Origin of the sequence: Butyrivibrio sp. FCS014 (assembly GCF_000526935.1) — a bacterium.
Taxonomy (GTDB): domain Bacteria; phylum Bacillota; class Clostridia; order Lachnospirales; family Lachnospiraceae; genus Butyrivibrio.
This window is the reverse complement of the sequence record NZ_JAHA01000006.1, coordinates 360,378-374,763: the sequence shown is the minus strand read 5'-3', so window position 1 is coordinate 374,763 and position 14,386 is coordinate 360,378. Positions and strand designations below refer to the sequence as shown.

The following is a 14,386-nucleotide window of genomic DNA, read 5'->3' as shown; positions in this document are numbered from 1 at the left end:
TTCTCCTCTTATTTATAATTTCTGGCGTCCACGGCGTTGAAATAGTCGTCAATGGCGCCTATAAGCGTGTCCTTGGGCATTGACTTAAGAAGGTATTTAATGGGCTTAAGACTGACAACCCTCATAACACTCTCCTTGTCATCCTTGGCGGTAAGGAAGATAACGGGTGTATCCTTTAGCGACTGGGTATTCCTTATTTCCTTCAGAACATCGGGCCCGGACATAACAGGCATCTCGTAATCAAGGAGTACAAGATCCACCGGTGTCTGTGCCAGGAAAGAAAGGGCAATCTTGCCTGAACTTGCCATATATACATGATATTTTACGGAGAGCCAGGTCTTCATCATCCTGAGCATAGCTCCGTCATCATCGATAATAAGTATCTTCTTGCGAAGATTTTCATCAACTGCGCTGTAATCCACCACCATATTCAGATGGTCCACTAAAAGCTTGATATCCAGCGGTCTTAAAAATGTCTGGGTTACTTTACTCTTGGAAATCACGGACTGAACGCCCATAAGTTCATCATTGTTGCCTATAAGATAAAGCATGAACCTATCGGCATCTATTGCTGAATTAAGATACTCAAAAAGAGGGGCATGCTCCATTGTCAGGTCGCCAAGATAAAGAAGATATATCTGCGGCCTGTTCTCTATAGCCTCAATGGCACTCTGGAAGGGAGCTGCCGGCACAACCTCATACTCAGCCTTCTGCAGCCCTACCACAATGGCATTAACCATGAAACTCTTCTGTAGTCCGATAAGTAAAACTCTCTTGTCCATGTGAGTCCTCTCTTTTTTCTATACTAAAGTACATTTAAAAGCCCGTCTCTGTCAACAGCGGAAAGCAGCCTTTTTACTTCGCGGTACTTTTCCTTCGAACCTTCCGGAATTGAATATCCCTCCAGCATTCCCATGATATCGTCTGCGCTGTCAAAATATGATGCCGAGACAAATTCTTTTATGGAAGCAAAAGCATTTTCCAGCTCCTCTTCACTGATCATAGGCTTATCCCCGTCATCCTCTTTTTCAAGGATCGGCTCAAGCTTTGTAAGATAGCTTCTGTAGAGTTCAAGAAGCTCAGGTGTAAGTTCCTCTATCTCGTCGATATCTCCGCCATTTCCGCAATTTTCAAGATACTTGGCTTTTTCGGACAGATCCAGGGCGCCTATTGCTTTTGCCGAACTCTTAAGGCCGTGGACAAATATGGTGTAGTCCTTTATGTCCCTGATGGATTCATAGTGTTCTATCTTGTCGGCTCTTTCCTCAATACTCTGCCAGAAATCCCTCATTACTTCCCTGGCAAGGGTTGCAGAACCGCAACGGCTTATGGCTGCATTTACATCCACTCCCGACAGACCAAGGAGCTCCTGAAGTGCCTCTTTTTCCTCATCTGTAGTGGTTCCTTCCGTCTCAAAGTCCACATCACCGGGCTTTGAAACAAGCTCCGGCGGCAGGTACATAAGGATCATCTCCTCGAGCTTTGCCGGATCTACAGGCTTGGCCATATAATTGGTGAAGCCCTCCTTGAAATACATCTCCCTTGAACCCGATATGGCATTGGCTGTAAGAGCGATAACGGGAGTATCCCTGTTGATATCCTCCGCCATCTCCTGCATTGCATGGAAGGTCTGAATTCCGTCCATCTCAGGCATTCTGTGATCCAGGAAGATCATGTTATATTTGGTGTATCTGGCCATCTCTATGGCTTCAACACCGCTGGTTGCAGTATCAACCTGCATCTTTGTAAACTTAAGAAGTCCCTTGATAACGGTAAGATTAGTCCTGGTATCGTCAACCACCAGTATTCTGGCTTCAGGAGCATGGAATGATTCTGTATAGGCATCACTTTCGCTCCTTACTTCCCTGACCTTCTTTTCAAAGTCTCCTATAGGCTCCCAGTCCACTACGTTTTGAAGTATCTTAAATGAAAATATCGAGCCCTTTCCGTATTCGCTTTTGATCTCAAGTTTTGAGTCCATAAGCTCCAGAAGGCTTGTGACGATACTTATGCCCAGGCCCGTGCCCTCGATGGTCCTGTTTCTGGTTTCGTCCACCCTCTCAAAGGCGGCGGACAATTTCTCCATGTCCTCTTCCCTGATTCCGATTCCTGTATCCTCAACGCTTACCTTAAGAAGAATATTATCCTCTTCTGTCTGAGGATTTTCCGACTCGGCGATCTCATAATCAATGTTTAAGGTTACGCTTCCCTTTTCCGTGTACTTGACGCCGTTGGTGACTATGTTCAGGATACACTGCTTGATCCTGATCTCGTCTCCAAACAGAACGTGAGGGATCTTTTCATTAACATTGATATTAAACTCAAGATCCTTTTCCCTGGCACGCATCTGGGACATATTTACAAGGTCGTTAAGAAGTGAGCCCAGCTCATACTCCACAGGAATCAGATCGATCTTGCCTGCCTCTATTTTGGAAAAATCAAGGACATCATTAATAAGGGCAAGAAGCGTCCTGCCTGAATCCTGAATATCTCTGGCGTAAGAGAGGATGCTTTCATCCTTGCTCTCTCTGATGATCATCTCATCAAAGCCAAGTACTGCATTTATAGGTGTTCTTATCTCGTGGGAAATATTTGAAAGGAATCTGGATTTGGCTTCACTGGCGGATTTGGCAACCCTTAGCTGATCCTCGATGGTCTGCCTTGTACGTACCAGCTGAATATACTCAACAAGCCTGTAAACCGTAAGGTCCATGGTGTGATAGAGCTCCTCTATCTCATCACCTGTTCTTATATCCATGTCATGGACCTTCCTGATGTTCTCATCAAGATTATCTTCGTTGGAATTATAGATTTCAGACATGGACTTGGACATGAGCCTTATTGGGGCCACTATCCTTCTCTGGGCATATCTGTTCATAAAGACTGCCATGGGAATTACTATGATGGATATCAGCATTGCAAGGCGCACGCTGAATTTTATATTCAGAGTACTTGCTCTATCAGACGCAAGAAGTCCGGTGATATAATCGCTCTCTGCCCGGGAATCTCTCATGATGTCAAGACTCACCATGCTCTCTATCCTGTCGGTACTGCCTACATAGGAAAATACCGAACGCTGTGCGGGCGCAGAGAGTTCCTCATGTTCCTTCATGGTGGGGATCAATGTATTTGAAGCCAGTTCCGCAAATATGCCAAGGACCAGTGCCTCAAAAACGATAATGTTCATGACAACTTTTCCGATCCTTGATCTGCCTTCAACAACATACCTGTCATCTTCGGAGAGATGTCTGGGATCGACATAATACTTGCCGTTGCCAAAAAGAAGCAGAGTCTTCTCCGGAAGCTTGTTAAGAAGAAGATAGATCACAACAGTGCAAAGAAGACTTCCGGGCAGCTCATTAAGAAACAGCATGACCACCTGCCTTACGGATATGGTATAGATGCCGTAGTCGCTAAGAAGCAGTAAGACTATTCCCCAGAAGGTTCCAAGAAGGTTCATTAAAACTATCATGGCCGGGAAGATCTTCCAGGATCTGTTAAACCATTTTTTCTTGACCAGCACATCAATAACGCAGGCCGCAAGAAGATAGATAAAGGTAAGGTATGAGAAACTGCTGTAAGCAACAGAATAATATATGAACACCAGGATAATGCTCATCATTCCCGGAACTGCCCCGCCAAGGGCGGTTGTCACCAAAACCGGAAGATATCTGAAGGCATAGATTATCCCGGCTATGCCATAGCTCATATTGTCCACGTGGTACATCTTCTGGTTGTACTTGACGGTATAAACGGCAGTGAAGATTACCATCACCGCATGGATGATGATCTTTAAAACTTCCCGCTTATCCATTGGCATTGCAAGCTTACGAAACAGTCTTCTCATATTTAACCCAACCTTTTAAGTTTGAAGTTAGTGCCCGTCTCTGTGCATTGAGAATTTGTCCATCGGATAGTTCTTGAGGTTCTCAAGTACCTTTCTGTCGTCCGCCTTTGAGAGCAGTGTCTCTCTGGCTTTATTGATATCGCTTATATTCTTGTGTCTGGATGGTCCGCCTACGCAGCCGCCGGGACAAACCATACCTTCAATGAAGTCCTCGGGAAGTTTGCCCACCTTAAGAAGTGTAAGTGCCTTCTTACATTCGGCTCCGCCTGCTGCCCTGTGGAGTTTAAGCTGTGAAGTATCCTCGCCTCTCTCCTGCATGCACTCTATAACTGCATTTGCAACGCCGCCGCTGGCTGCAAATCTCTTGCCCCAGATGGAGGATTCCTGATATCCTTCGGGAACCGGCTCGAACTTCACATCTTTTGATCTCATGAGAGCCCTGAGCTCTCCGTAGGTCACAACAAAATCCGCATTGTCCGGTACTGATTTATCCTGAGCCTCAGCCTTTTTGGCAATGCAGGGACCGATGAATACCGTAACGCATCCGGGTCTTGTGGCCTTTAAATACCTGGAAATAGCACACATGGGAGATACGGTTGATGACATGTTGTCCCTGTACTGATCCGGGAAGTGCTTCTTTAACATGTTGATGAAAGCAGGACAGCAGGAAGTTGTCATCTTGTGTCCTTCCCTGAATGCCTCGGACCACTCGGCAGACTCATAGGCAGCTGTCATATCTCCGCCAAGTCCTACCTCAACCATGTCGGCAAAGCCGATCTTCTTGAGGCCTTCCTTTATGGAGCCCATTGAGATGTCCTCACCGAACTGTCCCTCTGTTGCGGGAGCAGCCATGGCGATGACTTCCTTGCCCTCCTTGATGGCCTTGATGATATCAACCAGGAAGGTCTTGCTTCCGATAGCTGCGAAAGGACAGCTGTGGATGCAATGTCCGCACTGGATGCACTTGTCCTCATCGATCTTGCAGTAGCCGTACTCATCATAAGTGATGGCTCCTACAGGGCACGCCTTCTTGCAGGGGCGCTCCAGGTGAACGATAGCGTTGTAAGGGCAGGCATTGGCACACATTCCGCATTCCTTACACTTTGCGGGATCGATATGCATGTGAGTATCACCGGGGGTGATAGCACCGAATTTGCAGGAATTAAGACAGGGCTTGCCCATGCAGAATCTGCAGTTGTCGGTTACGGAGTACGCCGCAATGGGGCACTCATCGCAGGCAGGATCTATTACCTGCACAATATTCTCTGAATGAGGATTGTAGGACGGAGCCTTGGCATTGGCCAGGTTAATCCTCTGTCTTACGATCTCCCTCTCTTTATAAATACAGCATCTGTACTCAGGCTTGGGACCGGGGATCATCTTAAGCACCAGTTCCTCAATGTGTTCCTGATCATTCTGTCCGTTCCACTCCAGCCTGCAAACCTCTTCCATTATCTTATGCTTGAAGCTGTTCATGCTGGCATCATTCGTTACCATTCCCATACTTTAATTATCTCCTCTCCACATTTATAATTCTTCCAAATCCAAGTCCCGTAACATCGTGGGACGTTATAACAAGAGGGCCGGAACCCTGCTTGTCTCTGATATAATCAATGGCTGTCTGCCTTGCCGTCTCATCCAGCCCCGTAAAAGGTTCATCCATGATAAGCACATCGCTCGGGATCGCGCAGGCCCTTACTATGGCCACCCTTCTCTTCTGCCCGCCGGACAGTTCCCTTACCGGCTTATAAAGAGCTTCCTCCGGCAAAAGACATTTCAATTCCCGGATGGCATTCTCCTTGTAGATCTTCCTGCTGACCATGGTCACATTGGTGACCGCATCAAAGTCCTCGCAGAGCCTGTCCTCCTGAAACACAACGCCGGCATTGATATAGGGATATTTGTAATCCCCCAGAAGCTTTACTGTTCCCTCATCCGGTTTATCCAGCCCCAGCACCAGCCTAAGAAGCGTTGTCTTCCCGCAGCCCGAGGCCCCGGTAATGATGTAGGAATGCTCCTCTTCTATATTCAGATCAAAGCTGTCCAAGACTTTTTTGCCGTTAAAGCTCTTGGAAACGCCCTTTACTTCTATTGTCAATTTGTCACCTTCTAATGCAGTCCACCGCTGCCATAAGTATTTTTTCGCAGATAAAAGAAATTATTACAACCACTATGGTCCAGGCAAAAAGTTCACCTGTCTCCAGAAAGATCTTGGCCTGATACAGGCCGTTTCCTATGGTGTGCAGAGGCTGTCCGATGACCTCGGCAGCTATTCCGCTCTTAAACGCCATGCCTATGGCCAGTTTCAGCGCCCCCCGAAGGAAGGGATGAAGCTGAGGTAAAAAGATATACCGGATCTTTGAAAACGCCGGTATGCGGTAGATCTGCGCCATCTCCAGCATCTTGACGTCGGTGCCGCAAAGTCCCTCATAGGTGTTAAGGTAAAGAACAGGAAACACAACCAGTGCACAGATCACCACCGCTATATTTCTGTTGCCGAACCATATGAGAAGCAGGATAACAAAGCTTGCCACCGGAACGGACTTCATTGCAAGAACCAGGGGCTTAAGAAAATCTCCCACGATTTCCTTGAAATATCCCAGCATTGCAAGGCCGCATCCAAGGACCGTTCCTATGAGAAATCCAAGCAGGATGTTAAGGGTGGTCCCTGCGACGGAGCTCCAGAATTCCTGCTCTTTGGAGAGCCTTACCAGTGCATTCAGCGTATCTATAGGGCCTGCCAGAAGTACGTGGTTGTGTACCGCCATGGCCACCAGCTGCCAGATAACAAGCCAGGCCGCCACAGGCACCAGCATTTTAGTGATAAACGACTTACTTTTCATAGTAGAAACCATCCTCCGGAAGACTTCCTCCCAGAGTCTTGGGATCCATGTCAAAGATTACCTGAAGGTATCCGCCAAGAGATTCCTTCATCTCCCTTCCTGTGATGCATACGATATTGCAGTTAGGGATTGCCTTCTGAGCCAGGGGCTCCTTGGCTATGATGCCCTGCTCCACCACAAGCTTTGCTGTGGTATCAACATCTGAAAGTGCCAGTTCCACGCTGTCCTTGTGCTCTGAAAGGAAAGTATCCACAGCCTCCTTGTTGCTCTCAAGGAACTTGTTGGAAACAACGGTAACGCCTGTGATGATGTCGCAGCTGTCGTTGACCTTTGCCCACTCATCATCAAGAAAGAACGCTATATTAAATGCCTTATCCTGAAGCAAAGCCGCTGTAGCAAAGGGCTGAGGCAGGATGCCTACCGCATTGTGATTCTCGGAAAGAAGTGCAACCACCTCGGTGGGCTCTGACTTAAACTCAATATTGCAATCTGTAACACCGTTCATATCAAGAAGATATCTCATGGTATATTCGGGAGTTGCGCCCTGTCCGGTCATGTAAAGGGTCTTGCCGGAAAGATCTGCCACAGTTGTTACTTCTGCATTTCCCGTAACACAGTTGAGAACTCCCAGTGTGTTGATATCGATAACCGTTACTCCGCCCTCGACCTTCTTGTTCATGACACATGCCACGTTGGAAGGAACAAGGCCTATATCCGTCTCTCCTGCTGCCATTGCAGCCATAACATCTGACCCCTGGGTGTACATTGTAAATTCATAGTTTCCTTTTGCCTCACCTTTTGATGCCTTATCCATAAGATGCACCAGTCCTATGGTTGTAGGTCCCTTAAGAGCTGCCACCCTGACAGTTGCCTTCGAAGCGCCTGTCTCATTGGCTCCGCATCCCGTAAGGGCGCCTGCCAGTGATCCCAGTACCATGGCAAGGATCAGGAATAGTGCGATAAATGACACTGTCTTTTTAAATCTGCCTTTTCTTAATGTCTCCATTTTTACAACAAACCTTCTTTCATTTTTGATTTATCATACTGGCCAGATATCCGGCTCCGAATCCGTTATCAATATTCACCACGCTGACTCCGCTGGCACAGGAATTCAGCATGGACAAAAGAGCCGACAACCCTCCGAAAGATGCTCCGTAGCCCACGCTGGTGGGTACTGCGATAACGGGGCAGTCAACAAGACCTCCCACAACGCTTGCCAGTGCTCCCTCCATTCCCGCGATGGCTATCACAACATTGGCGGTCATGAGGATGTCCATGGCATCCTTGTGAAGAAGCCTGTGAATACCGGCCACTCCCACATCGTAGAGCCTGACCACATTGTTGCCGTAAAACTCAGCGGTAAGGGCAGCTTCCTCAGCCACTGGAATGTCGCTGGTGCCGCCTGTTGCTATCACTATCTTGCCGGTAAGTGATGGCTCTTTTGACGAGGGATCGGATCCTCCGCAGGCGATCCCCACCCGGCTAAGGTTGTGATATGTAAATTCAGCAATCGTTTCGCTCTTTTCTCTATCAAGATATTCTGAGGCTTCACGGCTCATCCTTGTGATAAGGACCTTGTCCTGGCCGTGGGCAATAAGGTGCTCGGTGATCTTAAGGATCTGCTCCGGGGTCTTGCCCTGGCCGTAGATAACCTCACTTCTGCCCTGTCTTAGGCCCCTGTGAAGGTCAGGTCTTGCAAATCCCATGTCTTCAAAGGGCGCTTCCTTAAGCTTAAGAACCGCATCATCCACCGGGATCTCTCCCGCCTTAACCTGCTTTAGCAGTTTTAAAATATCCTTCTCATCCATGCCGTGACTCCTGAAAGATTGCATAGTAATGCATACTAATCTAATTTTATTCTATCAAAACATATGCTCTATTGCTACAAATAAAAAAAATGATAAGATATAAAGTGCTTATAAAGAAAGGACTTAATACTATGAATATTCATTTATGCCAGGGGGATGAAACCCTTGAGGATGCTCTTAATTTCATTAACGAAACAGACAAGGAAGGGCGCAGATACACCTTAAATCCCGAGCTTGACAGATGCTATGTGGGAGATGAGGCCTTTGCATCCGCTCCCGTTATCATCAATTATAAAAACACTTATTATGCACTTCACGAGGTGTGATATGGACAGAATAAAGACAGCTTTACATAATTACTTCACTTCCAAGGACTTTGGAAAAAGATTCTTCATAATGATGCTGGGAGTTGTGTTCATGGGATTCTGGCTCTCTTTTCTGATCCCCGTTGATCTTGGAACCGATCCCTGCACCTTCATGAACGTCACGATCTCCGAAAGGCTCGGTATCCTCATCGGAACCTGGCAGGTGCTCTTCTTTTCGGTCCTTCTGATACTGGTACTTATCTGGGGCAGGGAGCATATAGGCCTCGGAACCCTTGCAAACATGTTCCTTATAGGCTACACCATCGACTTTTTCAGATGGCTGTGGGGCAGAACCCTTCCCGAAAGCCTGTTTACACAGTGGCCCACAAGAATAGCCATCTTTGTTGTATCCCTTATTATGTTTGTGGTATCGGCCTCCCTTTACATGAACGCCAATATGGGTGTTGCTCCCTATGACGCCATTCCAATGATGGTCAAGAAATATCTTCTTAAGAAAGTGCCCTTCTCCATCATCAGGATCGTATATGACTTTACTGCCATTGTCATCGGCATCCTCCTTGGGGGAAAGCCCAACATCGGCATTGTGCTCATGGCTCTTTTACTGGGACCTGTCATCACCGCAGTTGGCAGATTCCTTAACAAAAACGTATTCCACATCGAAGGCTAACCTCTTTTGGTGAAAAGCAAATGAAAAACAGGCTGCGCTCATCCTTTAATTCAAGACAATACATGGTTTCCTCAGACTTTGAGGTCTTTTACTATTCCGATAAGGGGTTCAGGACCTTAAATCCTCATGCCCACGATTACTACGAATTCTACCTTTTCGTGGAAGGGGACATAACCATGGAGATCTTTCAGGGAAAAGAAACATCGTCTTCCTTCAGGATGTCTCCCGGGGACCTAATGATCGTGCCTCCCGGAGTATCTCACCACGCAGTGATCAATGACCCTGAGGCAAATTACAGAAGGTTCGTCTTCTGGATAAGCAAAGAGTGCTGCAGCAATCTCATGGCAGAATCCGTTGATTACACCTATATCATGCAGAAGGCAGAGGCCTTCCATCAGTACATCCATCACCTTGCTCCCGCTGATTTCCATCAGGTGGAGTCAAGGTTTCTTCGCCTTCTTGAGGAGATAACCTCAGAAAGATACGGCACCACGGCCGCAAGGCACCTTTACCTGTGCGACCTTATCCTGACCATAAACCGCATTATCTACGACTACGACCATGCAAAGACCGGCAGTGATGAGCTGTCTCTTTTCCGGAGCATTCTCTCCTATATCGAGAGTAATCTGGAGGAGCCCCTCTCCCTTGATGAAATTGCCGGCAAATTCTATGTGAGCAAATATTATATTGCCCATCTCTTTAAGGATACCCTTGGTATCTCTCTTCATCAGTACATCATTAAAAAACGCCTTGCCGAGTGCCGCAGCGCCATAGTAAGCGGAGACAGCATCAGCAAGACGTATGAAAAGTTCGGTTTCGGTGATTATTCCAGTTTCTTTAAGGCCTTCAAAAAGGAATACGGAATGTCTCCGAAGGAATATCAGAGGCTCTTTACCATCTCATCACGAACACTGTCATAATGAGCTCCGATGAGGCCAAAGTCTTTTTCCTTGTAATTCCAGAGTGACCTTCCAATACCATATCTCTCGAAGGCATCGTGGATGTCCTTGATCCATTTAATGGTGGACTCTGCCGGAGCCTGATCGATAACGCCGTATTCTCCGCAGTAAAGAGGTGCGTTGTTCTTTGTGGCTGCCTCAACCGCCGGCTCGAAGAGCTCTGCGAAATAGTCCGCGTTGGTCTCCTTTGCCTTCATGTTAAGGATCGCTCCTGCCCAGTTGGGGTCAAATCCCTTGGACTGCTCTGAATACTCCAGTGTGGTGGCAGGATAGGTAACTGTGATATCCTTGGGCATCTCCTCCATCCAGTAAGCTCTCTGGTGGGTAAAGATCATGGGCTCGTAGCAATGGAAATTGTATACGATGTGATCATCCTTGGGAGGATTGAGAAGGGGAACGCTCCTTACGTTGTTGTAGCATACTCCGCCGATAACAATGTATGCCTTGGGAGCATTCTTCCTTATCACATCAACAGCCTTGTCCGCAATGGCATTCCAGCTGTCCTTCACATCGGGAGAGATAACCTCGTTCAAAAGCTCAAAGGCCACATCCTCCTGATCTGCATATCTTTTTGAAATTCTGTCCCACATGATATAGAAGCGCTCCTGGAGCTTCTCATCTCTGAAGAAGATCTCCTTGTCTCCGTTTACCTCCAGGGGATCAAAAGTATATCCAAATGTGTTGTGCATATCGATAAGCACGTTAAGATGGAACTCTCTGCACCAGGAGATAACGTTGTCTATATACTTGTATCCGTCCTCAAGCATGGAGCCGTCTTCGCCTTCAATTACTATGTAATCCACGGGAACTCTTACATGATCGCATCCAAAGCCTGCGATACGCTCAATGTCTTCCCTTACGATAAAAGTATCATAATGCTCTTTGGTCTTCTCATCTGCCTGAGAGAGCCATCCCCCCAGATTAACGCCTTTTTGGTAACCTTCAAATCTTCTCATCTGCCTTTTTCTCCTCTTTTAATTTTGCTGCCAAAACATCTCTCAATGTATTTTCAAGTATAACCATATCTATTGGTTTTGCAACATGTGCATTCATTCCGGAGTCGTGAGCCCTCTTTATATCTTCCGAAAAAGCATTGGCTGTCATGGCTATTATTGGAATCTTCCTTAGATCCTCACGGTCCGAATTTCTGATTGCAGCTGCCACCTCATATCCGTTCATCACCGGCATCTGAATATCCGTAAGTACTGCGTCATATAAGCCCTCAACAGAGGCATCCAGCATATCCAGGGCTTCCTTGCCATTCTCCGCCTGATCCACCGTAAGCCCGAGGCCCTCAAGCTGCATGGTGGCGATCTTTCTGTTTATAGTCATATCATCAACGAGAAGTACCCGCTTGGAAGTCAGATCCACCATGGTCCGCATACTGTGCTCATGGCCTTCAGTTGCCATTACAATGTCAAGCCTGTCCTCTTCAAGGAACTTAAGATCAACATTTATGATAAATTCTGTTCCCTTGTTCAGGGAGGACACACACTCAATTTTTCCACCCATCAGGTCCACAATGCTCTTGCAGATGCTCATTCCAAGGCCTGTTCCCTGGATCCCATCAACCTCTGTCCTGTGCTCTCTCTCGAAGGCCTCAAAAACCCTGGACGCAAATTCTTCACTCATTCCGATTCCGGTGTCACGAACCCGTATCTCATAGCGTCCGTATCCCGGCTTATCAGAGGTCTGCTCGCTCACCATAACTGCGATCTTCCCGCCCTCCGGGGTAAACTTGTAGGCGTTGCTTATAAGGTTAAGCAAAAGCCTGTTAAGTCTGTTCCTGTCACAGTAAACTCCCCTGTGTTTAATGCCCTCCACATCAACAGCAAAGTCAATCTTCTTCTCCGTCATCTGAACGCCGAAAAGATCCTTTGTCTCAAGCACCGTCTTTTTTAAGTTGGTGGGAACCGGCTCAAGCTCCATCTTGCCGCTCTCGATCCTGCTCATCTCCAGAACGTCGTTGATAAGGGCAAGAAGATGATTGCTGGATCCCTTGATCTTTGCAAGGTAATCCCGAAGTTCCTCCTCAGACGATGCCTCTTTTTCCGCGATATTTATGTAACCGATTATGGCATTCATGGGAGTCCTGATGTCGTGGGACATGTTGGACAGGAATATGGTCTTGGCCTTGTTCATCTCATCGGCCTTGAGCTTATCGATCTCAGCCTTCCGCTCTCTCCTTGCAATAATAGAATAGAGGCTCAGCATGATGGCAAGGGATACTGTGATGATTATCATCTGGACAACACTGTTCCAGAACATGGTCTTGTCAGCATAGCGAAGCTGAGCGTCTATAAAGTCCTCTGTGCGCCTGAGTACTGACATGTTTTCCGAAAAGCCAAGAGACTCATAGTATTCTCTTATGCCTTGAACCAAATTAAGGGTCATCACGTCCATGGACTTCTTGATCCACATAAGGGATGTGGCAAAGATCAAAAGAAGAACCGAAACCCACACAACAGTGGATTTGCCAAATCTCTTTTTCGTATCCTTATCGAACAGGAATCTGAAATAGATAAAGCCCAGAACGCTCCAGATTATCAGGATAAGATACGACTCCGTTGCAGTGATCTCATTGGAGGATACGATAAAGTACGCCGTAAGAAACAGCGATAAGATAATACCCGCAATACCGGTGATCTGAACAAACAGGTTGCGCTCTTTTCTGGCACCGACAAAGGCAGCTGCCGATGTATAGGTGTAAACGATGGTAGCACCGATGGTTGTAACGTCCACGATCCAGCCTATGGCCGTCCTTCCAAGAAACGGGATAAAAAGAGATATCACCGTAATGAAGATGATGGCATTGCTTGGGGCCTTCTCCTTGTTGAGTTCCTTAAACCATCCGGGCAAAAAGCCCTCATCCGCCATGGCATAGATAAGACGGCTGCAGGCAATAAGATTACCGATGATACCGGTCATCATACCCGCAAAGGCACATAATCCCAGGATAAAGATACCGGTCTGCCCCATGCTCTTGTTTATGGAAAAGAATACCGGAAGCCCCTCGAGCCCCTCAAAACTGTCAAGGCTGCTTATGTAAGCCCTCCATCCCGAAAATCCTTCGGGCTGGGCAAAGGTTGCAATAAAGGTAAGCATGATGTAGGAAAGACTGCCGGTAATGAGGGCTGCCAAAATGATCCCGAATATCTTTTTGGAAGAAAAGTTAAATCCAAGGGTAGAATTTGATACGCTCTCAAACCCCACAAAAGCCCAGGGCGAAAGAACGGCAATGGAAATGATCTGAATGGCTTTGCCGGATCCCTCATAGGCAAAGCCCGGAGCCGACATCCCAACCATAGTTCCGGAAGCTCTGCAGGTAGCGATATAGCATAAAATAATGCCTCCTATAAGTATCAGTGCAAAGAGGGTCTGAAGGTTGGCGGCGAATCTTTTCCCGTAGGTACAGATAACTCCGCATATTATCATGGCTGCCATGGACAGCATGACTTCCCCCATGTAAACCTCATATCCAAGGATCTCATATCTGAAGCCAAACCTGAATGTATTTCCAAGAAGATACTTGCTTATAAGGCCAAGTGCCGAGGCATTGGCCCAGATTATGGCGATGTACACCAGAAGAAGGAACCAGGAAGTCAGGAATCCATGATCATATCCGAAAATGTTGGCGGTGTAGGTCATTGTTCCGCCGGAAGCCTCAGGGTACTTGTTTATCAGATAGTGGTAATTGACTCCGACGATGAGCATGATAAAGGCGCCCAGCAAAATTCCAAGAGCCGTCCCCAAAGGGCCCGCCAGAGGAAGGAACTTGTTGCCGGGCATGACAAAGGCGCCCCATCCCACTGCACAACCAAAGGACAGCGCCCATACCTGAAGCGGATTAAGATAATGCCCTACCACATTCTCTTTTTGATTCATACATTATATTTTAATACATCTTTTCACGAAATACTAACAAAAAAAAGAGGA

Annotated in this window: 12 protein-coding genes; 3 read left to right on the top strand and 9 right to left on the bottom strand. The window is 47.1% G+C overall.

Annotation, left to right across the window (positions count from 1 at the left end; translation table 11 throughout):
- Positions 1 to 8 precede the first annotated feature (8 nt).
- Genes T456_RS0105480 through larB form a run of 7 tightly spaced genes read right to left on the bottom strand, consistent with a single transcriptional unit; the run spans position 9 to position 8,498 of the window.
- The gene (locus T456_RS0105480) at positions 9 to 782 is read right to left on the bottom strand and encodes a response regulator (RefSeq protein ID WP_024865275.1); all 774 of its coding nucleotides are present in this window, start codon (positions 780 to 782) and stop codon (positions 9 to 11) included.
- Positions 783 to 805: 23 nt separating this feature from the next.
- On the bottom strand, positions 806 to 3,847 hold the full coding sequence (locus T456_RS19235) for a response regulator (RefSeq protein ID WP_024865274.1): 3,042 nt from the start codon (positions 3,845 to 3,847) through the stop codon (positions 806 to 808).
- Between the two features lie 27 nt (positions 3,848 to 3,874).
- Positions 3,875 to 5,344 (bottom strand): 4Fe-4S dicluster domain-containing protein, encoded by a 1,470-nt coding sequence (locus T456_RS0105470; RefSeq protein WP_024865273.1) that lies wholly within the window; start codon positions 5,342 to 5,344, stop codon positions 3,875 to 3,877.
- Between the two features lie 13 nt (positions 5,345 to 5,357).
- Positions 5,358 to 5,945, bottom strand: a complete 588-nt coding sequence (locus tag T456_RS0105465; RefSeq protein WP_024865272.1) for an ABC transporter ATP-binding protein — start codon at positions 5,943 to 5,945, stop codon at positions 5,358 to 5,360.
- 4 nt (positions 5,946 to 5,949) lie between these two features.
- Positions 5,950 to 6,690, bottom strand: a complete 741-nt coding sequence (locus T456_RS0105460; RefSeq protein WP_024865271.1) for an ABC transporter permease — start codon at positions 6,688 to 6,690, stop codon at positions 5,950 to 5,952.
- The gene (locus T456_RS19230) at positions 6,680 to 7,696 is read right to left on the bottom strand and encodes an ABC transporter substrate-binding protein (RefSeq protein ID WP_051464973.1); all 1,017 of its coding nucleotides are present in this window, start codon (positions 7,694 to 7,696) and stop codon (positions 6,680 to 6,682) included. The genes T456_RS0105460 and T456_RS19230 overlap by 11 nt, the downstream gene beginning before the upstream one ends.
- 19 nt (positions 7,697 to 7,715) lie before the next feature.
- Entirely contained in the window at positions 7,716 to 8,498 is a 783-nt protein-coding gene (gene larB / locus T456_RS0105450; RefSeq protein ID WP_024865270.1) for a nickel pincer cofactor biosynthesis protein LarB, read from the bottom strand.
- A gap of 131 nt (positions 8,499 to 8,629) precedes the next feature.
- Here larB and T456_RS0105445 point away from each other — a divergent pair, with 131 nt between their 5' ends.
- Genes T456_RS0105445 through T456_RS0105435 form a run of 3 tightly spaced genes read left to right on the top strand, consistent with a single transcriptional unit; the run spans position 8,630 to position 10,411 of the window.
- Entirely contained in the window at positions 8,630 to 8,824 is a 195-nt protein-coding gene (locus T456_RS0105445; protein ID WP_155838026.1) for a hypothetical protein, read from the top strand.
- A gap of 1 nt (position 8,825) precedes the next feature.
- A complete protein-coding gene (locus T456_RS0105440; RefSeq protein WP_024865268.1) occupies positions 8,826 to 9,491 on the top strand; it encodes a YczE/YyaS/YitT family protein in 666 nt (221 codons plus the stop codon).
- 20 nt (positions 9,492 to 9,511) lie between these two features.
- Positions 9,512 to 10,411, top strand: coding sequence for a helix-turn-helix domain-containing protein (locus tag T456_RS0105435; RefSeq protein ID WP_024865267.1), 900 nt, complete (start codon positions 9,512 to 9,514; stop codon positions 10,409 to 10,411).
- Here the strand turns inward: T456_RS0105435 and T456_RS0105430 are convergent.
- Complete coding sequence (locus T456_RS0105430) at positions 10,372 to 11,406, bottom strand: glycoside hydrolase family 5 protein (protein WP_024865266.1); 1,035 nt, start codon at positions 11,404 to 11,406, stop codon at positions 10,372 to 10,374. The two genes, T456_RS0105435 and T456_RS0105430, sit on opposite strands and share 40 nt — an antisense overlap.
- Positions 11,393 to 14,335: an amino acid permease gene (locus T456_RS21080; protein ID WP_081748992.1), complete on the bottom strand. Its 2,943-nt coding sequence runs from the start codon at positions 14,333 to 14,335 to the stop codon at positions 11,393 to 11,395. The genes T456_RS0105430 and T456_RS21080 overlap by 14 nt, the downstream gene beginning before the upstream one ends.
- Positions 14,336 to 14,386 lie beyond the last annotated feature (51 nt).